General features: G+C 38.2%; 20 protein-coding genes. 15 read left to right on the forward strand and 5 right to left on the reverse strand.

Going from position 1 to position 20,841, the window contains the following annotated elements; genetic code table 11:
- Nucleotides 1-164 precede the first annotated feature (164 nt).
- The 5 genes from IV512_RS09230 to IV512_RS09250 are packed head-to-tail and all read left to right on the forward strand — an operon-like array spanning nt 165 to nt 9,209.
- Nucleotides 165-1,340 (forward strand): DUF2062 domain-containing protein, encoded by a 1,176-nt coding sequence (locus IV512_RS09230; protein WP_209402890.1) that lies wholly within the window; start codon nt 165-167, stop codon nt 1,338-1,340.
- Entirely contained in the window at nt 1,333-5,007 is a 3,675-nt protein-coding gene (locus IV512_RS09235; RefSeq protein WP_209402635.1) for a 1-acyl-sn-glycerol-3-phosphate acyltransferase, read from the forward strand. Before IV512_RS09230 ends, IV512_RS09235 begins: the two co-directional genes overlap by 8 nt.
- Nucleotides 5,008-6,555, forward strand: a complete 1,548-nt coding sequence (locus IV512_RS09240) for an NAD(P)/FAD-dependent oxidoreductase (protein WP_209402637.1) — start codon at nt 5,008-5,010, stop codon at nt 6,553-6,555.
- Nucleotides 6,555-7,436, forward strand: coding sequence for a cupin-like domain-containing protein (locus IV512_RS09245; protein ID WP_209402639.1), 882 nt, complete (start codon nt 6,555-6,557; stop codon nt 7,434-7,436). Before IV512_RS09240 ends, IV512_RS09245 begins: the two co-directional genes overlap by 1 nt.
- Nucleotides 7,437-7,460: 24 nt before the next feature.
- A complete protein-coding gene (locus tag IV512_RS09250) occupies nt 7,461-9,209 on the forward strand; it encodes a C45 family peptidase (protein WP_209402641.1) in 1,749 nt (582 codons plus the stop codon).
- 52 nt (nt 9,210-9,261) lie between these two features.
- Here the strand turns inward: IV512_RS09250 and IV512_RS09255 are convergent, their stop codons facing one another.
- Together IV512_RS09255 and IV512_RS09260 are read right to left on the reverse strand one after the other, a co-directional pair.
- Nucleotides 9,262-9,594 (reverse strand): single-stranded DNA-binding protein, encoded by a 333-nt coding sequence (locus IV512_RS09255; protein ID WP_100870640.1) that lies wholly within the window; start codon nt 9,592-9,594, stop codon nt 9,262-9,264.
- Nucleotides 9,595-9,814: 220 nt separating this feature from the next.
- Nucleotides 9,815-10,216 (reverse strand): hypothetical protein, encoded by a 402-nt coding sequence (locus IV512_RS09260; protein WP_209402642.1) that lies wholly within the window; start codon nt 10,214-10,216, stop codon nt 9,815-9,817.
- 87 nt (nt 10,217-10,303) lie between these two features.
- On the opposite strand from IV512_RS09260, the gene IV512_RS09265 reads away from it, so the two are divergent.
- Both IV512_RS09265 and IV512_RS09270 read left to right on the forward strand, forming a co-directional pair.
- Nucleotides 10,304-11,209, forward strand: a complete 906-nt coding sequence (locus IV512_RS09265) for an IS1595 family transposase (RefSeq protein ID WP_209402644.1) — start codon at nt 10,304-10,306, stop codon at nt 11,207-11,209.
- Entirely contained in the window at nt 11,202-12,134 is a 933-nt protein-coding gene (locus IV512_RS09270; protein WP_209402646.1) for a P63C domain-containing protein, read from the forward strand. Before IV512_RS09265 ends, IV512_RS09270 begins: the two co-directional genes overlap by 8 nt.
- Here the strand turns inward: IV512_RS09270 and IV512_RS09275 are convergent.
- Both IV512_RS09275 and IV512_RS19955 read right to left on the reverse strand, forming a co-directional pair.
- Nucleotides 12,131-12,601, reverse strand: coding sequence for a DUF6169 family protein (locus tag IV512_RS09275; protein WP_209402648.1), 471 nt, complete (start codon nt 12,599-12,601; stop codon nt 12,131-12,133). The genes IV512_RS09270 and IV512_RS09275 overlap by 4 nt on opposite strands.
- Nucleotides 12,602-12,604: 3 nt before the next feature.
- Nucleotides 12,605-12,739 carry a hypothetical protein gene (locus IV512_RS19955; RefSeq protein WP_256439290.1) on the reverse strand — a complete coding sequence of 45 codons (135 nt, stop codon included), beginning with the start codon at nt 12,737-12,739 and terminating at the stop codon, nt 12,605-12,607.
- 298 nt (nt 12,740-13,037) lie between these two features.
- On the opposite strand from IV512_RS19955, the gene IV512_RS19960 reads away from it, so the two are divergent.
- The 5 genes from IV512_RS19960 to IV512_RS09295 all read left to right on the forward strand — a co-directional run bounded on the left by IV512_RS19960 (nt 13,038) and on the right by IV512_RS09295 (nt 16,468).
- Entirely contained in the window at nt 13,038-13,172 is a 135-nt protein-coding gene (locus IV512_RS19960) for a hypothetical protein (protein WP_256439291.1), read from the forward strand.
- Between the two features lie 896 nt (nt 13,173-14,068).
- Nucleotides 14,069-14,581, forward strand: a complete 513-nt coding sequence (locus IV512_RS09280; RefSeq protein WP_209402650.1) for a hypothetical protein — start codon at nt 14,069-14,071, stop codon at nt 14,579-14,581.
- 404 nt (nt 14,582-14,985) lie between these two features.
- Entirely contained in the window at nt 14,986-15,558 is a 573-nt protein-coding gene (locus tag IV512_RS09285) for a pentapeptide repeat-containing protein (RefSeq protein WP_209402652.1), read from the forward strand.
- A gap of 66 nt (nt 15,559-15,624) precedes the next feature.
- Nucleotides 15,625-16,116 (forward strand): DUF6265 family protein, encoded by a 492-nt coding sequence (locus IV512_RS09290; protein ID WP_209402654.1) that lies wholly within the window; start codon nt 15,625-15,627, stop codon nt 16,114-16,116.
- A 1-nt stretch (nt 16,117) separates the two neighbouring features.
- Nucleotides 16,118-16,468 carry a hypothetical protein gene (locus IV512_RS09295; protein WP_209402656.1) on the forward strand — a complete coding sequence of 117 codons (351 nt, stop codon included), beginning with the start codon at nt 16,118-16,120 and terminating at the stop codon, nt 16,466-16,468.
- Nucleotides 16,469-16,533: 65 nt separating this feature from the next.
- Here the strand turns inward: IV512_RS09295 and IV512_RS09300 are convergent, their stop codons facing one another.
- On the reverse strand, nt 16,534-17,004 hold the full coding sequence (locus IV512_RS09300; protein ID WP_209402658.1) for a CBS domain-containing protein: 471 nt from the start codon (nt 17,002-17,004) through the stop codon (nt 16,534-16,536).
- 212 nt (nt 17,005-17,216) lie between these two features.
- Here IV512_RS09300 and IV512_RS09305 point away from each other — a divergent pair, with 212 nt between their 5' ends.
- From IV512_RS09305 to IV512_RS09315, 3 genes are all read left to right on the forward strand, one after another.
- Nucleotides 17,217-19,502 (forward strand): M20/M25/M40 family metallo-hydrolase, encoded by a 2,286-nt coding sequence (locus IV512_RS09305; protein ID WP_209402660.1) that lies wholly within the window; start codon nt 17,217-17,219, stop codon nt 19,500-19,502.
- Nucleotides 19,495-20,298 (forward strand): NAD(P)H-binding protein, encoded by an 804-nt coding sequence (locus tag IV512_RS09310; protein WP_209402662.1) that lies wholly within the window; start codon nt 19,495-19,497, stop codon nt 20,296-20,298. Before IV512_RS09305 ends, IV512_RS09310 begins: the two co-directional genes overlap by 8 nt.
- Before the next feature lie 117 nt (nt 20,299-20,415).
- The gene (locus IV512_RS09315; protein ID WP_209402664.1) at nt 20,416-20,787 is read left to right on the forward strand and encodes a hypothetical protein; all 372 of its coding nucleotides are present in this window, start codon (nt 20,416-20,418) and stop codon (nt 20,785-20,787) included.
- Nucleotides 20,788-20,841: the final 54 nt, after the last annotated feature.

Raw genomic sequence — 20,841 nt, forward strand, 5'->3', positions numbered from 1 at the left:
CTTTGGGGAGAATAAACGTACGAGTCGAAGTTTGTTCCCGTCTAGGCAAAAGGCTATAATTTGCTTTAACATGTTGAGTCAGCTACCTAGTAAAGCTCCAAATTTTTTCGACAATTCGTTTTAAACAGGCTAAATTGTCAGATTCTCGTTCACAACTTCAAGAAATGATGCAGCAGTATAAATGCTGTGTTCTTGTGCCCACTTATAACAACGGCAAGACGTTGAAGAGGGTTTTGGACGGTATTCTGCTACAGACCCAAAATATCATTGTCGTCAACGATGGTGCGACTGATAATACCGCTGAAGTTCTCAAAGAATATACCTATATACATCAGGTTCATCTGCCCGAAAATAAGGGCAAGGGTAATGCATTAAAAATTGGTTTCGGAGAAGCGGTTTCAAAAGGTTTTGATTTTATTATCACTATTGATTCCGATGGGCAGCACTACCCCGAAGATATTCCTGTTTTCATGGAAGCTCTAAAAGCAGAAGAGACCAAAAATGTACTTTATATTGGTTCTCGCAACATGCGACAGGCCGATGTGCCGGGAAAAAGCAGTTTTGGTAATAAGTTTTCAAACTTTTGGTTTTGGTTCGAAACGGGCACATGGCTGACCGATACTCAATGTGGGTTTAGATTATACCCTATTCATGAACTGAAAAAACTCAATTTTATCACTCCTAAGTTCGAGTTTGAAATAGAGGTAATCGTAAAAGCCTCTTGGAGCGGCACTTTAGTTAAAAACCTGCCCGTAAAAATTTCATACGATGAAAAGGAAAGGGTCACCCATTTCAGAATAGTACCCGACTTTACCCGAATTAGTATTTTAAATACATTTCTGGTCTTGATAGCGTTATTTTACATTAAGCCAAGAGATTTTTTCAGGCGTATCAGAAAAAAAGGAATTAAGAAATTTTTAACTGAAGATATTTTAGGTAGTGATGACCCTCCTAAAAAGAAAGCACTCTCCATAGCATTGGGCCTCTTCGTAGGTTTGAGTCCGTTTTGGGGTTTTCATACTTTACTCGTTCTAGGTGGTGCTTTTCTATTAAAATTGAACAAACCTATCGCATTTGCCTTTTCGAACGTAAGTCTTCCTCCTTTTATTCCGTTTATTCTTTACGGTGGATTGCAAATAGGGGCTTGGATTATGGGAGAAGAACATTTTTTCGCCCTAGATAACATAGCCGACAATCTTTTGGCTCTTAAAGGCATAAAAACATATCTGGTCGGAAGCATCTTTTTAGCGATTACGGTTTCCATTATAGGTGGGTTTATGGGTTATTTCACCTTATCTCAAATTGCGAAACGTAAAAAAATGACCCTTAAAAATGGGTGACTTTTTTTTTCGCACATATAGCTGGATAGCCAAAAAACGTTGGCTTGCCCTTATCGGTTTTTTGATACTACTTATGGGCTTGGCTAAAATTGTGGGTCAAATTCAGTTTGATGACGATATCAGCTCCTTGATTCCTGTTAATGAGGAAACGAAACAAGTTCAGAAAGTACTTAAATCGATTACCTTCACCGATAAGATAATCGTCAACATCAAAAAGGCCGAAAATGCCACGGTCGATGAACTGACCGATTATGCGACAGAATTTTTAGACAGCATTCAAAATCGCCAAGGAAATTATATTAAAAATATTCAGGGAAAAGTAGAAGACGAAGTTCTTCAAAATACATTTGACCTGGTTTATAAAAATCTACCGCTCTTTTTAGAAACGGATGACTATAAGGTCATTCAACAAAAACTTTCTAAAGATAGCATTACCGAGCTTACGGAATCGAATTACCGCACCCTCATATCTCCTGCGGGTATCGTTGCCAAAAAAAACATCGTAAAAGATCCGCTGGGAATTTCGTTTATGGGGCTTAAAAAGCTGCAGAAACTTGGCTTTGGCGAAGGTTTCAAAATCAAGAATGGTTTTCTTCTCGATAAAGACGAGCAAAACATACTACTCTTCATCACGCCCCAATTCGGCTCTAACGAAACCAATAAAAACCTTCCTTTTTCAGAGGTCCTTTATGCTATACAAGACGACTTGAACCAGAAATATAATGGTTCTGTTGAAAGTGAATATTTTGGTGCCGCACTTAGCGCGGTTTCCAATGCAAAGCAAATAAAGCACGACATTCAATTTACGGTAAGTATTGCGATGACCTTATTGATTATTCTGTTAATGGTCTTTTACCGCAAAATTACCTTGCCCTTAATATTATTTGCTCCTGCATTTTTTGGTGGGTTGCTAGCCATAGCCATGCTGTGCCTAATACGAACTAAAATGTCGGCCATCTCGTTAGGTATCGGCTCGGTACTCTTAGGGGTGACCTTAGATTATGGCTTACATATTTTAACACATTTGCGAGAAGGCAATTCAATCAAAAGTGTCTATAAAGAAGTTGCACCGGCTGTTTTAATGAGCAGTTTGACTACTGCATCTGCATTTTTATGTCTCTTATTTTTAGATTCTCAGGCGCTTCAAGACTTGGGCATATTTGCAGCAATAAGTGTTTTGGGGGCGTCGATTTTCGCTCTGCTTTTCATCCCACTGGTCTACAAACCAAGGTCTGCCTCTGAAATAAAGTCCAATCTACTCGATCGCTTGGCCGCTCATCAGTTTCATCGTAACAAATGGGCGATTCTGGCATTGGCCGCTGTATTTGTCATCAGTATTTTCACTTACCGAAAAGTACTTTTCAACAAAGATATTGCCAAGCTCAATTACGAGACCGAATCACTGATAAAAGCCCGAAAACATTTAGAGCAATTGACCGATATGGGCTCAAAATCTATCTATCTGGCAACTTTCGGAGAAGATTTGCAACAGGTCTTACACCAAAATGACAGCATCTACAAAATGCTGGAACAGCTTAAAGAAAATGGGCAAGTGATTAGTTTTGGTTCTATAGGAACCCTTGCCAAATCGAACCGATCACAAAATAAAAAAATAGATGCTTGGGAGTCTTTTTGGTCCGATGAAAAAATAAGCCAATTAAAACAAAACCTGATCCAAAGCGGAAATGAACTCGGTTTTAAAGAAAATACCTTTAACCAATTCTATACCTTATTGGCAAAAGATTTTAAACCTCTAGAAATTGACCGCCTAAAGGAAATTAAATCATTCTCAGTAGACGATTATTTGGTTAATGACGAGAACGGTTATACCGCAACTTCGCTTGTTAAGGTAGATAGTTCTTCGATGGCAATTATTCGTGAACAATTTGACCTGGCACCGAACACTCTATTAATTGATCGCCAACAAGTGAACGAGACATTTTTAGGCAACTTAAAAAATGATTTCAATCAACTTCTCGGGTATTCCCTTATTGTGGTTCTTTTGATACTATTCATTTTTTACCGAACTTTTGTTCTGACTATGATTACCGCCCTACCCATATTTTTGACTTGGTTTTTGACGGTAGGCATCATGGGGTTACTGCACCTTGAATTCAACATCTTTAACATTATCATCAGTAGTTTCATCTTCGGTCTAGGGGTAGATTACAGTATTTTTATTACCAACGGCCTTTTAAAAGAATACCGCACCGGAGAAAAGGCACTAGCCACACACAAAACTTCGATTATCTTATCGGTTATCACTACGATTGCCGGTGTAGGTGTTTTGATATTTGCCAAACACCCGGTATTATATACGATATCGGCGGTATCTTTAATCGGTATTCTTTGTGCTGCGTTGACAGCGTTTATTGTTCAGCCCTTGCTCTTCAGGTTGTTCATTGGGGGTAGTACCAAAAGACCGATTCGCCCTAGGGTTTTGCTTCATTCCCTTTTTTCATTCGGTTATTTTGATTTGGGAGGTATTGTTCTGGGTATCTATGCGTGGATCTACTTAAAATTATATCCAAAAGGGCATCTTAAACCCCAATATCGCTTACATCGGGTAACTTCAAAGTTTATGAAGTCTGTGTTGTACACCAATCCGTTTACAACAAAAAAAATCATCAATCCGCTCAACGAAAAATTTCAAAAACCGGCATTACTAATTGCCAATCATAGTTCGTTTCTAGATATTTTGGTCATGGGTATGCTACACCCCAAATTGATTTATCTGGTAAAGGATCATGTCTACAATTCTAAAACTATTGGCAGCGCGGCTCGATTGTCGGGTGCATACCCCGTATCGGGCGGTATAGAAAATGGGGAAGCCTATTTAAAACAGAAGTTGGCGCAAGGGTTTTCTATTATCACTTTTCCTGAGGGCTCACGTTCTATCAACAATAAAATAGGACGTTTTCATAAGGGCGCTTTCTATCTTGCGGAGAAATTTGATTTAGATATTCTACCCGTATTAATACATGGGGCTTCAGAAGTATCACCCAAAGACAGCTTTATCATACGTGATGGTGGTATTACCGCACAGTTTCTTGGGCGTATCACGCCCGATGACAAACGACATGGCGAAACGTACACCCAACGTGCCAAACAAGTGGGCGCCTATGTCAGAAACGAGTTCAGGGCGATGCGAAAGAATATTGAAAGCCCAACCTATTGGCACAGAACGTTGTTGGAAAATTTCAGGCACAAAGGCCCCTTGGTCTATAAGGGAGTACATGATGATTTAAAAGTACATTCCATTAGTTATCAAAAGCTATTGCACGGCTTGAACGAAAAAGGCACTATAATTTACGTTTCTCAGCAAAATGTGCATTTACCATTGCTACTGGCCCTAGACTCTATCGATAGAAAAATTTCAGCATTCATTAAAAACGACCATTATCGTGCCATTCTAGCCAACAACTACTTGACCCAACGGTATAGTAAAATCGCGGTTTGTAATACTCTGGAAAGTGTTTTCTCAGTACCTGCGGAAACCTTGATTATCGATGACAGTGATATTCATGCATCCGAAGAAATACATCAGAAACTATCGGAAACCTCTAATTTAATAGTGCTCGACAAAGGTGAAAAGTTTACGCCACCTTCGAGTTTCACCATCTTACTTCAAAATGATACCTTTATATGGTATAAAAGAAATACCTAGATGAAGGAATACTACGACGTAGTGGTTATCGGCAGTGGAATGGGCGGACTCGTAGCGGCCAATATCATGGCCCGCGAGGGCAAGTCGGTCTGTGTGCTGGAGAAAAACAACCAATACGGCGGCAACCTTCAAACCTTTGTTCGAGAACGTACCATCTTTGATACCGGCGTTCATTACATCGGCGGATTGGATAAGGGCCAGAACCTTTATCGCTATTTCGAATACTTGGATATTTTAGACGGCCTCGAACTAAAAAAACTTGATGTCGACGGTTTTGACCTGATTACTTTCGATGATGACAACAATGAGTACCCCCATTCTCAGGGGTATACCAACTTCGTAGAAAAATTAGCAAAACAATTTCCGGAAGAAAAAGAAGCCATAAACACCTATTGCAACAAACTGCGGGAAATTTGCAATCGATTTCCGCTGTATAAACTCGAAGAGGGCAAACCTTATCACAAAGACTCCGACCTCTTTCGGCTTCCTGCCAAAGCCTTTATAGATTCGCTCACCGACAATGAAAAACTAAGTGCCGTTCTTGCAGGGTCGAACTTACTCTATGCTGGTGACCCTGAAAAGACCCCATTCTATGTTCACGCCCTCTCGGTCAACTCTTTCATTCAAAGTGCCTACCGCTGTGCAGATGGCGGTAGTCAAATTACCAAAATGCTGATTCGAAAATTAAAGGAAAACGGAGGCGAGGCATACAAACACCACGAAGTGGTCAACTTCGAAACGGAAGACCAGAAAATAATTTCGGCATCCATAAAAAACGGAAAGAAAATAAAGGGAGACCTTTTTATTTCGAACATTGAGCCCAAGACTACATTAAAAATGGCCGGGGAACATAATTTCAGGAAGCCCTACAACCGACGCATACAAAACATTGAAAGCACCATTTCGGCGTTTAGCATTCATATCGTGCTGAAACCGGAATCTTTCAAATACTTAAACCATAATTATTACCATTTTAGAGACCCCTCTAAAGTGTGGACAGGCCCAGAATACACCCAAGAAAGTTGGCCAGACACCTATATGGTTTCGATGGGCGCCCGTAAAAATCAAGGTGAATGGGGCGATCAACTGACCGCAATTACCTATATGCGATTCGATGAGGTCGAACCATGGGCGAATACGTTCAATACCGTCGCCCATAAAAACAGTAGGGGCCAGACCTACGAAGAGTTCAAGAATGCCAAGGCCAAAGTTTTCTTATCAGAGTTGGAGAAAAAATTTCCGAATATTCGAGAATGTATTCAATCGACACATACTTCTACTCCCCTATCGTACAGAGATTATATAGGCTGCAATAGAGGTTCGATGTACGGCTATGTAAAAGATGTTGAGAATCCGTTGAAATCCTTCATTTCCCCTCGAACAAAAATAAAAAACCTGTATCTCACAGGGCAAAGCCTAAATATGCACGGTATTCTAGGGGTAACCATAAGTGGAGTAGTTACGTGCTCTGAAATTTTGGGCAGCGAATATCTTTTAAATAAAATAACAAACCCCGGTAGCGAAGTCGATTCAAAAATTAGTGTATAATGCAAACATTTAAGGTAAGCCCTGTTACACGCATCGAGAATATCTCGAGAAAAGATTTTATCGAAAACTTTTACAAGCCCCAAAAACCGGTACTTATTACCGGGCTCACCAAAGATTGGCCCGCCTACGAAAAATGGAAACTGAGCTATATTCAAGAACGAGCTGGTGACCAAATTGTACCGCTTTACAATAACGAACCGGCCAAAGACAAACAGAGCGTTTACGCCCCGGTGAAAGAAATGAAACTATACGATTATGTAGAGTTACTCAAAACCGAACCTACCGACCTACGTATTTTCTTTTATAATATTCTAAAGGAAATGCCCGAATTGATTAAAGATTTTGATTACCCAGATATAGGCTTGAAGTTTTTTAAAAAGCTACCTGCTTTATTTTTCGGGGGAGGCAAATCAAAAGTTTTTATGCACTATGATATCGATTTGCCCGATAGCATGCATTTTCACTTTAATGGTGATAAAGAAGTTACCCTGTTTTCACCCGAGCAGAGCCAATACTTGTACAAAGTACCTTTCTCCATTCACAATATCGAAGCTATAGATATGGATAGGCCCGATTTTGAAAAGTACCCTGCCCTGAAATATGCGGAAGGCATAAAAGCTCAAATGAAGCATGGTGACGCACTGTATATGCCCAGTGGATATTGGCATTCCATTCGTTATTTAAACGGTGGTTTTTCAATGACCTTACGCGCCCTACCGCGCAAACCAAGTCGTTTTGCCAACATGCTCTACAATGTGATGATCATGCGACATATCGATAATCTTACGCGAAAATATGCCGGTCAAAAATGGTTGGACTATAAAGATAAATGGGCCATTAAGCGTACGGAGCGTAACTTGCAGGCCAAAAACCTTTCTTGAGCAAATACCCCTTAAAGGCAGTTTATGATAGCAAAAAGCGATAAGTTAAAGTTGAACGTATTATCAGTGGGCCTTAAAGGCCATAGGTTCGTATTGAAAGAACTTTCTTGGTTTACCAAAATACTTTGCTACCTACTTCTCCTTTTACAGCTCACTTCGTGCGGGGTGGCCAAGTCATTGAAAGATATGCCCGATTTAGACCAGTACGAAACCGAAATTTCCGAAAGGGTGCAGTTAACCGATTCTACCTTTACCTTAGGCAGCAATTTCCTGACCAAAAACCAGCAGGGGCTTTGGGAGCTTTATGTAGATGGAAACCCCTATGAACTTGGTTTAAAGACGGGAAAGCTTACTCAAGAACTGTTTAACGAACAAGAGCATATTTTCGTCAAGAAAATAGATGAACTCGTACCATCAAAAAACAAACAGAACCTACTACGCAAGTTTTTGGCGTGGTTCAATAGAAAAATGCATCTCAATATCGATGAGCAGTACAAAGCTGAGCTCTATGGCATGTCTGAATATGCATCGCCCGATTTTAACCATATTGCCGAGCCCTACCCCAGGGTCATGTATTTTCATGGCGCACACGATATTGGCCACGCGCTACAAGATTTGGCCTTGGTCGGCTGCTCATCTTTTGCGGCTTGGGGCAATCAGACCGCCGGTGGAAAATTGATTATCGGTCGAAATTTTGATTTTTACGCTGGGGATGATTTTGCCAAGAACAAGATAATAGCCTTCGTAGATCCAGATAAAGGCCACAAATTTATGTCGGTCACTTGGGGCGGAATGATCGGTGTGGTGTCGGGCATGAACGACCAAGGCCTCACCGTCACTATAAACGCTGGTAAATCACAGTTTCCGTTGGTCGCGAAAACCCCTATTTCTTTGGTGACCCGAGAAATTCTTCAATATGCGTCAACTATAGAAGAGGCCATTGCCATCGCCAAAAAAAGGGAAGTATTTGTATCGGAATCCATTTTTGTGGGTAGTGCCAAAGACAAAAAGGCGGCCATCATCGAAGTATCACCAAAAAACTTTGGAGTATATGAGGTTCAGAATACCAATCAATTGATTTGCTCCAATCATTTTCAATCTGCTGCCTATGCCGCTGATAAAAAAAATCAAAAGCATATTTTAGAAAGCCATTCGCAGTACCGCTATGAGCGTATGGAAGAGCTTTTGGAAGAAACCGAAAAGGTGACTCCCAAATCGGCGGTTGAAATACTTCGCAATAAAAGAGGGCTAGACGACCAACGAATTGGTTATGGAAATGAAAAGGCCTTGAACCAATTATTGGCACACCACGGTATCGTTTTTCAGCCCGAAGATTTAAAAGTTTGGGTTTCTAGCAATCCTTTTCAGTTGGGTGAGTTTGTGGCTTATGATCTTAATGAAGTATTCGCCCATGCGGAAACCAATTCTACGGCCAGTGTAATTTCAAAACAAGAGGATAACATTGCCAAAGACCCGTTTATCAGAACCTTGGCTTTTAGGCATTACAACCGCTACCGTGATTTACGAAATGAAATTAGTGACGCAATTTCTATGGAAAAGAAAGTCGAGCAAAATAAGCTTTCAGAGTTGGTAGCGCTCAATCCCAATTTTTGGGAAGCCCACTATTTGGTCGGTAAGTACAATTATGAAAAAGGGTATGACCGTTTGGCTCTTGCCGCTTTTCAAGAAGCGGCAAAAAAAGAGGTTACGACCGTACCAGATAAGGAAAAGCTAGAAAAACACATCAAGAAACTAGAACGAAGCCTTAATTAAAAAAACCTGCCCGTAAACAGGCAGGTTAATTTCTTCGAACTGTAATTCGATTTTACTTACCGAGCATCAAAAGCTCATTACATCGAACCTCTGTAATATATCTTTTTTCTCCTTCTTTGGTTTCGTACGATCGATGTGTCAGTTTACCCTCTACGGCCACTTGTTTCCCTTTCATGAGATAGTTCTCTACGATTTCCGCAGTTTTTCCCCAGGCGACCACATTATGCCATTGCACATCTTCGACTTTCTCCCCTTGGGCGTTCTTATAGGTTTCACTGGTAGCGATGGAGAACTTGGCCAATTTATTGCCATTATCCATAGTTACGATTTCTGGGTCTTGACCCAAGTTACCAATCAACTGTACTTTGTTTTTTAAGGCGTTCATAATTATAATTTTTTACGTTAAACAGTTAATACTATCAAGCCCTTACGACTCGACACTGCAAACATAGAACGCATCTTAACTTTTAGTCGGTAGTAAGGGAATTATATATCACATTACACCGAATAGATGAAAGAAGTTGATGTTGTATATTTTCTTTTAGTAACTGTTTTTTTTGTGGCTCTTTGGATTGGTATTTTCATTGGGAAAAGAGATGGGTAATCTACTGTGAACATTCAAAAACTTTATATATCATCCTACCTAAAAGTAACCCTCCTGTAAACACACCTGAAATCGAAAAAGTTATCATTTTATCACTTAACCTACTTATGTAGTTTCCTTTAGGATTTTTCTTTTGAATACCCAAATCATGAATGGTGTCTATGCAATCAGTTAAAAAAGTTTCTGCGTTATGTTTTAGAATATTAATATTTATTTCCCCTCTTATTGCAGTGTCTAAATTCCAATAATACCTATCAAAATAATTATGTTGCTCCGAACCCTCTCCAAACAAATTAGCTAAGTATGTTTTTGTTTGTATGGTCCAGGTTGGATGGTTAAAATTTTCCTGATTTAACTTCACTATTTGTTTATTGATAATTTCTACAGCTTTTTTCTTAGTCATCGGATATGAATTATAGTAGTAAAAAACACTAAATAATTTGGTTTAGTGTAATTAACTTCTTATATTTGATGTATCAATAGAGGAGTTATGATCAACCAAGACTTTAACAACGTACTAGAACTAATCCAAGCTTTCCCTGACCAACAGTCATGTATTGACCATTTAGAGGAATTAAGATGGAACGGAAACGTAGTAAGTCCTTTTGACCCAACTTCTAAAGTTTACGATTGTAAGGGGAATAAATATAAATGTAAGAATACTGGTAAATATTTCAATGTAAAGACCAACACTATTTTTGACAACACTAAACTTCCTTTACAAAAATGGTTTCTTGCTATTTGGTTGGTTACTTCACATAAAAAAGGTATTTCTAGCATTCAGTTAGGAAAGGATATAGGGGTAACCCAAAAATCGGCTTGGTTCATGCTTAGTCGTATCAGAAAATGTTTTGGTATTGACGATAACGAGAAATTGCAAAACGAGGTTGAAGCAGATGAAACATTTGTAGGTGGCAAGAACAAGAATAGACACGCTGACAAAAAGTTTCACGGTACTTCTGACGACAAAGCACCCGTTTTAGGTATGATAGAGCGTTCAGGAAAGCTTAAAGCTATGCAAGTGCCTAATACAACCTATGAAACGTTAGCAGCCGAGATAATGAAAAACGTTAAGGAATCTGCTAAGCTTTATACAGATGAATACACCTCTTACAAGCGTTTAAAGCGTGTTTATGACCACAAGGTTGTTAAGCATAGCAGAAAGCAATACGTTAAAGGTCGTGTTCATACAAATACAATAGAAAGCTTTTGGGCTATCCTAAAGCGTGGTATTTTTGGAATCTATCATTTTACCTCTAAAAAACATTTACAGTTGTACGTTGATGAATTTGTATTCAGATACAATACCCGTCAAGGTTCTGAAACTGAAAGATTTAATTTATTTTTACAGAACACCGAAAATAGAATAACCTATAAAGAATTGATTAATGGCTAAATTGAAAGCAACCCATGAAGGGGCTTTAAAAATAGGTGATGCAGTACTTGATGTTGCTGTGCTCAACAACGGGCAAAGAATAATTACCCAAAGTGCAGTTTTTAAGGCTTTAGACCGTCCAGTTAGGGGAAATCCTAGGTTGATCGGTATCCCTGTTTTTATGGATGCAAAGAACCTTCAGCCCTTTGTAAATAAGGAGTTAGAGGCTGTGATCGGTAAAGTTGAATATGTAGACAAAAACGGTAAAAAGCAAGAGGGCTACGATGCCAATATTTTACCTTTAGTAAGTGATTTATATCTAAGGGCAAGAGAAGCGGGGGTTATAATACAACCTAATCAGGCTGCCACAGCGCAAAGGGCTGAAATACTTGTCAGGTCTTTAGCTAAAATCGGTATTACTGCTTTAGTTGACGAAGCAACGGGTTATCAATACGACAGGGAAAGACAGGAGCTACAAAAAATACTAAAACAGTATATATCAGAAGAGCTTTTACCTTGGCAAAAGACATTCCCCGATGAATTTTATATTCAGATATTCAGACTTAATGGTTGGGAGTATAATTCTGAAATGATTAAAAAAAGACCAGGTGTTGTAGGTCATTGGACTAACCAGTTAATATATGATCAGCTCCCTACGGACGTTTTAAAGAATCTGAAGCAACGAACGCCAAAAAGTGAAGCCGGTAATTATACAGCTAGATTTTTTCAAAGCTTAACGCCTGATATTGGCAACGCACATTTGCAAAATCAATTAGTTTCTGTGGTTACACTAATGAAAATATCCAAGAACTGGTCTGATTTTATGGAGAAGTTTAATCAATTGTACGGTCAAACACAAATTGATTTTCCAGAAGAGCCAAAACAGGAATTATCGGATTTTAATAAGAGTCTAAAGAAAGGGTTAGAGTGGAATCCGAATGATTAATCTTTTGAATTTATTGATCTTACGTGTTTATTATAATTAGTTTCAATGTGTTCTTTACTATATTTATCTGTATTATAAATAACTGATGAGTAATATGTTTTAGAAACCTCTTGAACGTAATTTTCATAATTTAACATATCGTATTTACTGGTATTATATAACTTATACCACGCAGTAAATTTTCTTTTTCTTGATAAATGTCTGCTATCCTGATCATCGCAAACAAAAGCTAAAATATGGTCGTTTTCTTTAAGGTAATTTAATATAATCTGAAATACTGTTTTTCCTGTGCACAAATCCTTGGGGGCATCTTCTGAATTTATGCAGTCGATACTGACTTGAACAACAATAACATCTTTTATCTTAGTAGGTTCTTTAAAAAAAGAAACACTATATTCATAACCATTAGATGTTATAAAATAAAAAAGAGGGTAACTAGTACCCTCTACAAGCTTATAATCATACATAAATTAATCAGCAATCTTTAATTCACCATTTTTAAATTTACGTCTAATTTCATTTTTTCTTTCTTGCTTCTTTGCTAAAACCTCCTCGAAGAATTTAGCAATATCTTTGCCTCCCTTAATCTTTACAGTATCTTCCATAAACACGGTTTTAGTTAAAAATTTATTACGACTTTATTACAGTCAATACAAATATATTCAAGAGTTGTACCTAAACTATCTTTAAGTAAAACTTTATTTCTATAATTATGACTACCTCTATAAGTGAAACTTATAGTTTTGGCATGACAATTGACTACAATAATATACTAAATAGACGCTGAAAGTCAACTTTTATTACATTCTTTAACAGATAATTAGCTATAGCACCGCTATAATCGATAAAATGAGCTGTGCAAAGATAAGAATTAGTAACTTCACTATCATTAGTAACAATACCATGAGCTACAACAGATACGACAACGATGGTAGATTCTGGTTGTTCACTTCAAGCTTTGGCAAGTGGATAATCAGGATAGGTCTTTTAATAGTCTTGGTGCTTGTAATTTTAAAGCATTTCGGTATTATTGATTAAATTTGTGTACGCTCCAGTTTTGGCTGTTTAGTCAGGATGGCCTGTTTGGAATCGATAACAGGGTATTGACAGGCGTAATATGTTCTTTCTTATAAAAGCTTTCCCTGATTTTTATCCACAGGACGTGTACGCTGTTTGGTGGCGTGGGGTGAAATGCTTAAAAAAAATGCACCGTACTAGGTGCGAAGGCAAACTTTGGTTATTGGTGTAAACAGATATATAGTTCCCGGTAGTAAAATAATTACTTTCGTTTGTAAACGTTTGTAAACTTTTTTAATTCTAATTATCAAGTAACTATATATTTAAAGATTATTATCTTTTAAATCATAGACCTTATTTATAAGGCATTTATTTATAATTTGAGCGAGTGAAATAATACAAGTAATAACTGAACAAAAAATACCTTATACTCCTAAAAGATGGAGCTCCTTTAAGTACATTCGGAAATCCAAAAAAGCTTACGGCGTTTATAACAGAAAAAGAATTTCATTCCTATTGGACATTGGTAAAGAAGAGTGAAAATGCTATTTTATTCGGAGATTATGCAATTTTCCAAGTAAAGCATTTTTAGCACAAAATTTATCTGCCCAAAAGCCCATAAAGACAGTGTAAAAGGCTGTTTATCAACGATCGATCGTTGATAAATAAGCTATGTAAATCTATTCTTGATCAGCAATAGATACAAAATAGATGTATCTTTACATCAGTAAAAAAAGAAAGCCCAAACTTTAGGCGGTCAGGGCTTAAATATTACTGTTATTTAATAAAAAGGAGGGGCTGTCTGGAGATGTTTGCGGACTTATCAATCTAAAACAGTGGGGTCAATTCCCACCAGCTCCACTTTTGTTATGCGAAAATAAGGAAATTGTTTCGTTTATGAAACAACTATTTGCGATATGTCAGAAATAAACCTGAAAACCCTTATAAAAGAAAGAGATATACTTCTAAAAAAATTAGAAGTAATCGAGCGTGCAATCAAGGAATATGGCAACACGGAGGAAAATTTAAAGATAATCCTTGGTGATGATGGCAATTACCAATTAGAGTTTAAATCATATCTAAGCACTAAAAAACCAGCGGATGGATTTCCAATGAACACTACATGGTTAAATCAAATACTTTACCTTTTGGAAAATAGGAAAAGATTTATGAGCAACCATGAATTAGCAGAGGCACTCACAACTTACCATTATAATTTTAACGTGGATAAAATGAAAAGAAAGGTTTCCGTTGTGATTTCTGCTGCTTATAAAGCGGATAGGATAAAAGGGCTAATAAAAGTTGGAACTACGAAATCTGCAAAAGATGCATTGTGGGGATTCGATAAATGGCTAACAGAAAAAAAAGAAATTAAAGAAGAACATTTACCATTTGGAAAAAGTTCTTTTCATACTATTGTGGTGGAATAAAATGAGGTGGCACTATAAAGATAAGTCCAGATTCAAGGTTGACGAGCCGGAACTGTACATTGCTTGAAGTGCCACTTTTAAAAATACTGATGCGCTAAGGAGATAGGCCCGGACTTCATTTAGTCCGTACATTGCTCAAAGTGCTGATAGACGAGAAAATCAAAGTGTGCCGTCTCTCATTAAGATAGGGCTTTGAATAATCACCGTCGAAAAAGGGGTTAACTTGGCGGTGAGCCCCTTTTTTCATTGCCAAAAATATGTAATCTCAACACCGGATCCAAATAATATACGATTTATTTTCTGGTTTAGGAGGATTTCTAATAGATAATATTGCTATTAGCAGTCTCCTTTGTATATAGATGCCCGTATTACAAAATCCATCACACATTTCTTTAAATTGCGACATGCAAAAACCTTTTATCACCGACCAAACCTATAAAGGCGAAGACTATTCACAAAATCGATTACCCCAGGCCGAATATGAAAATTGCATTTTTGAAGGCTGCAACTTCTTTGAGGGGTTTCTCGACAACCAAAATTTTATGGAGTGTGATTTTATTGATTGTAACCTGAGCAATACCAATCTAACCAACTGCACATTTAAAGAAGTACGTTTTTCGTACTGCAAAATGATGGGATTAAAGTTTGAAAACTGTAATACCTTCTTGATGGATTTCAGTTTTAAGGAATGCACTTTGAATCTTTCTTCGTTCTACGGACTCAAACTCAACCGACAAAATTTTGATAATTGCAGATTGGTAGACGTAGACTTTTCAGAAGCCGAACTTATTGGCTGTTATTTTAAGAATTGCGACCTTAAAGGGGCTATTTTCAAACGTACCCAACTTGAGAAAGCCGATTTTACCTCAGCCTCAAACTATACGATTGACCCCGAAAACAATCGCCTGGCAAAAGCCAAATTCGCTAAAGAGGGTATTGAGGGCCTGTTGACCAAATATCGTATTGTAATAGAATAGCACCCCTATCAAAAGGTGTTTGCAAACGGATAATTTGTATCTTGTATTGGTCTAATTATCATAAACATGCGACACCTCTTCTTTCTTATTCTGTTGTATTCAACGGCAGGTTTTTCACAGAACACGCTTCAACTTTCAGAAGGTGAAACCTCACCAAAGGCTACTTTAGAAGCTATTTCTTGGATGCAAGGCCACTGGCGGGGCGAAGCTTTTGGTGGTATTACAGAAGAAATATGGAGCCCTCCATTAGGTGGCTCAATGCTATTTTCTTTTAAACTGGTTACCGAAAATGAAGTTGGTTTCTACGAGCTGGGGCATATTCGTGAACTGAACGAAACTTTGGTATACGAGCTGAAACATTTTAATGCCGACCTTAAAGGTTGGGAAGAAAAAGACGAGGTACAGATTTTTAAGCTAGTCAAGGTTGACGGCGACCGAGTATATTTTGAGGGTTTTACCTTTGAAAAACTAAATGAGAACGAGGTAGCAATTTATGCCCTTATCGGTGACGAAGGTGATGCGCAAGAAGAGGTTACCTTTAACTTTAAAAGATTCTAACTTGAAGAAAAAATGTGAGGAATGTGGTAACGAGATTATGGGTCGGGTAGATAAAAAATTCTGCTCAGACTATTGCCGTAATGCCTATCATAACAAACTGAACAAAGATTCGAAGAACCTCATACGTAACATTAATAATCGCCTGAGAAAGAACTATAGAATTCTAGAAAGCTTTCCTTTAAAAGAAGGAAAAACCAGAACTTCTCGCACCCGATTACTGGACAAAGGTTTTGATTTTGACCATATTACCAATCTTTATACGACCAAAAAAGGCACGATTTATTACTTTGTCTATGATTTGGGCTACCTGCCTTTAGAGAACGATTATTATATGATCGTCAAGCGAGAGTAACTTTCCCAAAAGACATAAAAAAAAGCGTCTTAAAGACGCTTTTCAATGCTCCTATTTTATTTGGTTTATTTCCAGTTTTGTCCGCTTAGTTTTAAAGCTGCGATTACAATATCTTTTCTACTTATCTGCCCGACAAGCAACCCATCTCTCATAACGGGTAATCTTCGTCGATTGTGCTTATCGAATATTCCGGCGGCATCGAAAATAGAGATATCGTGTGGTATGGTCTCTACTTCGCGGGTCATAAACTTCTCAACACTCTTGTCCAAAATAGGTTGATTAAAGTATTTGCTTTCAGAAATCTGCTTCATACAATCGGCCTCTGAAATAATACCTACCAAAAAACCATTATCATCTAATACCGGCCCACCCGAAATATTGTGCTTGGCAAACTGTTCCATCACCTCTAAAATAGACTGTTCCGTGGTAAAAGTAATCAGGTTTTGAGTCATGTAATCAGATACCAAGATGGGTGCATCATATTCCTTTTTCAAAACTGTCTTGGCCCGCGGGCCCATAAAACTCTTAATTCCCATAACGATTTGGATTTTATATCTGCCTAAACTACAGAAGGTTAATTACTAAAGATACAAAAAAAAGTAATTGATTCCTTTATTTTTTACGTTCCCTATTGACAAATTCATAACAATAACCTTAATTATTCGCAAATAATTGAGTTCTTATACATTCTCTTACAACTTTGAATACCAAACTAATTTTATACTTTTAGACTAAGCTTACCTCGCTGATGAAAAAAATTCCCGCCCTAGTATTATTCGGTTTAATGGCTTTGGCCGTTTATTGGGTATTTTATAGCGCTACCCCTATTTATACGCCAGATTCAGATGCGGCAAAGAGTCAATTTTCAACCGACAGGGCATTACAACATGTGAAAATAATGGCCTCAGAGCCCCATGCGGTAGGTTTTCCGGCACATGCGAAAGTGCGCTCGTACATTCTGGCCCAATTAGAGAAATTAGGCCTGCAGACCGAGATTCAAGAAGGGTATGCCCTTGGCGGAGGGTCGAACTTGAGCAAGATCAGCAATATTTTGGCCCGCATCGAGGGGTCTAGTTCAGGTAAAGCCCTATTGCTTCTTTCCCATTATGATAGCAATCCGCATTCTTCATTAGGTGCCAGTGATGCCGCAAGTGGGGTCGCCACCATTTTAGAAGGAGTTCGTGCCTTTTTAGCCGAAGGAAAAAAACCAAAAAATGACATTATCATCCTCATTTCAGATGCTGAAGAACTTGGTCTCAACGGAGCTGATTTATTCGTGAATAAGCATCGCTGGGCGAAAGATGTGGGCCTGGTACTGAATTTTGAGGCACGTGGCAGCGGCGGCCCCAGTTATGCTTTCATAGAGACCAATCGAGGCAATCAGAACCTGATACGCGAATTCATAAAGGCGAACCCAAAATACCCAATGGCCAATTCGCTGTATTATAGCATCTACAAACTTTTACCGAACGATACAGACCTTACTGTTTTTAGAAAAGATAGGGATATCGAGGGATTTAATTTCGCGTTTATCGATGATCATTTCGATTACCATACCGCCCAAGACACCTACGCACGGTTAGACAAAAACACACTGGCGCACCAAGGCAGTTATTTGATGCCACTGCTCCATCATTTTAGCGCCGCCAATCTGGATAATTTGAAAAGCCTTAATGATTATGTCTATTTCAATATTCCATTTTTTGAAATGGTTGCCTACCCTTTCGATTGGATCTGGCCAATGCTCGTTCTAGCATCACTGCTATTTATTGTGATACTAGCTTTTGGTATTAAGAAGAAAATATTGCATTTGAGAGCATTGCTCATGGGCTTTGTACCAATGCTATTGATCTTGGTCATAAACGCAGTTGCAGGTTATTTTGTTTGGCCACTTTTGAAATGGGTTTACCCAGAATACCAAGATATATTACATGGCTTCACCTATAATGGGTATATCTACATTGCAGCTATGTTGATGTTTTCATTAACTACCTGTTTTTTTGTATATCGCATTTTTAATAAAGCAACAATATCGAATCTCCTGTTCGCGCCACTACTGTTGTGGTTGGTTATCTGCGGTGGTGTAGCTCTCTATTTACCTGGGGCAAGCTTTTTTATAATGCCTGTTTTTGCTTTACTTGCGATGTGGTATGTAAGTGTAAATCAAAAAGAGCCACATGCATTATTATTACTTTTTCTGGCTTTGCCTGCACTTTGGCTCTATGCCCCCTTTATCAAAGGGTTCGCTGTAGGCCTTGGGCTCAAAATGCTGGTAGCCTCGGCACTATTGGTTTCATTGACCTTCTTCTTAACCTTACCCGTTTTCGCATTGTATAATTTTAAAAAGGGATGGGCTCAAACCAGCTTTATAATTTGCATAGCTATTCTAGTATACGCCCATTTTCAATCAGGCTTTAGCAGAGAAAACAAAAGACCCAACAGTCTCGTGTATATTTTGGATGCTGACCAAAATTCGGCACACTGGGCTACTTATGACAATGTATTGACCGATTGGAACAAAAACTTTTTTCAAGATTTTGATGAATTGCCCCAAGGCCTATCAACAAAGACAATCAGTAGCAAGTACGGCACTCATTTTAAAAAAATGTCTACAGCGCCGGTCAAGTCTATTGTTCCTCCAGAAGTAGAAACCCTAACAGATTCCATTATCGGAAAGCATCGGCTCTTGAAAATTCGCATATCTCCTCAACGACCTGTCAACCGGCTTGATTTCTTTACCAACGACACCAAAGTTGTTCAAGCTACCGCCAATGGTTTGCCTTTAGATGAACATTATCTTAAAAATCGGCAACCTGGTAAATTATTGACTCACTACGTTAGCGATGAAAAATTTACCGAACTAGAGCTGACCGTGCCTAAGGCTTCTATTCTTGAACTTACGGTATATGAAGCTTCTAACGATTTAATGAACCATGCTCTTTTTGACATACCCGTGCGACCAGAAAACAATATACCCATGCCTTTTGTACTGAACGATGCGGTAATGACCGTTAAAAAAACACGATATGAATAAAACAATTGCTGTATTAGGCTGTGGATGGCTGGGCCTGCCATTGGCACAAAGTTTTTTAAAAAATGGATATCAAGTAAACGGAAGCACTACTACTAAAGATAAACTAAAAAAGCTGGAGCAGCTGGGCATTGCCCCGTTTCAAATAGGTTTAAAAGAAGATAAAATCGAGGGAGATATTGACAGTTTTCTAAAAAATATAGACGTTTTGATAATTAATGTGCCCCCAAGATTACGAAGTGGTAGCGGCGAAAACTATGTCATGAAGATGAAATTATTACACTCAGCTATACAAGAATCGTCAATCAAAAAGGTCATTTTTGTAAGTAGCACTTCAGTGTATGGAGATATCGAAGGCCATGTGACCGAAAAAACGAACCCCCAGCCATCAACGGAATCTGGTAAACAATTGTTGGTTTCTGAAGACATCTTTAGAAATGACAATAACATTCAATCTACCGTTATTCGTTTTGGTGGATTGATCGGCCCTGAAAGACACCCCGTGACTATGCTATCGGGCAGAACTAATCTAAAAAATGGTCACCACCCTATCAATCTTATTCACTTAGATGATTGTATCAAAATCATATCGGAAATAGTCGACGAAAGTTGGTACAACGAGACTTTTAACGGGGTTTACCCGTCTCATCCGAAAAAAGAAGATTATTACATTTCTGAAGCAATTAAGAGAAAAATACAACCTCCTGATTATGAAATAAATACGTCAGAAAAAGGTAAAACGGTCCAATCTTACAATCTTACAAATGTTAAAGGCTTTAGGTTTACTACAACGTTATAGTTGATTTTCACCACAGGTATTTGATGGTTCACAACAAAGTCATCCGATTGTTGTTAAGAAGGTATGTAGTTCATCGATTATGCTCTAAATTTGAGATATAATTTAAAACTATTTGCCATGGAAAATTCAACCTTACGCGGGCGGATTTTGATGGAAATTGAAAATTTGATCGCCCGTGAAGTACCTAAGCAAAAAGTTCCCCAAAATTTAGAAAATCTGCATGTAGCGTTACTTAAGAAACACTATAATGCCGCAGACGTTTCAATTGATTACCATAGGCGCCGAGTAGAATTGGCCATAGTGATGGACGACAGTGATTATGACCCTAAAAAAGTAAACCTCTGCGTGCCTACCTTACATACCAACTTGTGGTTTAGAAACCTGTGCGATTTTTTAAAATCTTGTATTGATCACGACCCTAAGAGTATTGCATTCTATGCCACCCTCTTAAGGTCTTACCAAGGTAGCGAAAGAAGCCTTGTGAATTAGTAACTCTTGACCAATACCGACAAAAAAAGGATATCTGCAGATATCCTTTTTTTT

The sequence above is a fragment of the Pseudozobellia sp. WGM2 genome (genome assembly GCF_017810075.1).
Lineage (GTDB): Bacteria > Bacteroidota > Bacteroidia > Flavobacteriales > Flavobacteriaceae > JADNYK01.

Coding starts and splice junctions, on each gene's coding strand:
- IV512_RS09305 (WP_209402660.1), top strand. CDS start 17,217: ATGAAAAAAATTCCCGCCCTAGTATTATTCGGTTTAATGGCTTTGGCC.
- IV512_RS09275 (WP_209402648.1), bottom strand. CDS start 12,601: ATGTATGATTATAAGCTTGTAGAGGGTACTAGTTACCCTCTTTTTTAT.
- IV512_RS09255 (WP_100870640.1), bottom strand. CDS start 9,594: ATGAACGCCTTAAAAAACAAAGTACAGTTGATTGGTAACTTGGGTCAA.
- IV512_RS09250 (WP_209402641.1), top strand. CDS start 7,461: ATGATAGCAAAAAGCGATAAGTTAAAGTTGAACGTATTATCAGTGGGC.
- IV512_RS19960 (WP_256439291.1), top strand. CDS start 13,038: ATGAGCTACAACAGATACGACAACGATGGTAGATTCTGGTTGTTCACT.
- IV512_RS09260 (WP_209402642.1), bottom strand. CDS start 10,216: ATGACTAAGAAAAAAGCTGTAGAAATTATCAATAAACAAATAGTGAAG.
- IV512_RS09315 (WP_209402664.1), top strand. CDS start 20,416: ATGGAAAATTCAACCTTACGCGGGCGGATTTTGATGGAAATTGAAAAT.
- IV512_RS09240 (WP_209402637.1), top strand. CDS start 5,008: ATGAAGGAATACTACGACGTAGTGGTTATCGGCAGTGGAATGGGCGGA.
- IV512_RS09290 (WP_209402654.1), top strand. CDS start 15,625: ATGCGACACCTCTTCTTTCTTATTCTGTTGTATTCAACGGCAGGTTTT.
- IV512_RS09245 (WP_209402639.1), top strand. CDS start 6,555: ATGCAAACATTTAAGGTAAGCCCTGTTACACGCATCGAGAATATCTCG.
- IV512_RS09310 (WP_209402662.1), top strand. CDS start 19,495: ATGAATAAAACAATTGCTGTATTAGGCTGTGGATGGCTGGGCCTGCCA.
- IV512_RS19955 (WP_256439290.1), bottom strand. CDS start 12,739: ATGGAAGATACTGTAAAGATTAAGGGAGGCAAAGATATTGCTAAATTC.
- IV512_RS09235 (WP_209402635.1), top strand. CDS start 1,333: ATGGGTGACTTTTTTTTTCGCACATATAGCTGGATAGCCAAAAAACGT.
- IV512_RS09285 (WP_209402652.1), top strand. CDS start 14,986: ATGCAAAAACCTTTTATCACCGACCAAACCTATAAAGGCGAAGACTAT.
- IV512_RS09230 (WP_209402890.1), top strand. CDS start 165: ATGATGCAGCAGTATAAATGCTGTGTTCTTGTGCCCACTTATAACAAC.
- IV512_RS09300 (WP_209402658.1), bottom strand. CDS start 17,004: ATGGGAATTAAGAGTTTTATGGGCCCGCGGGCCAAGACAGTTTTGAAA.
- IV512_RS09265 (WP_209402644.1), top strand. CDS start 10,304: ATGATCAACCAAGACTTTAACAACGTACTAGAACTAATCCAAGCTTTC.
- IV512_RS09280 (WP_209402650.1), top strand. CDS start 14,069: ATGTCAGAAATAAACCTGAAAACCCTTATAAAAGAAAGAGATATACTT.
- IV512_RS09270 (WP_209402646.1), top strand. CDS start 11,202: ATGGCTAAATTGAAAGCAACCCATGAAGGGGCTTTAAAAATAGGTGAT.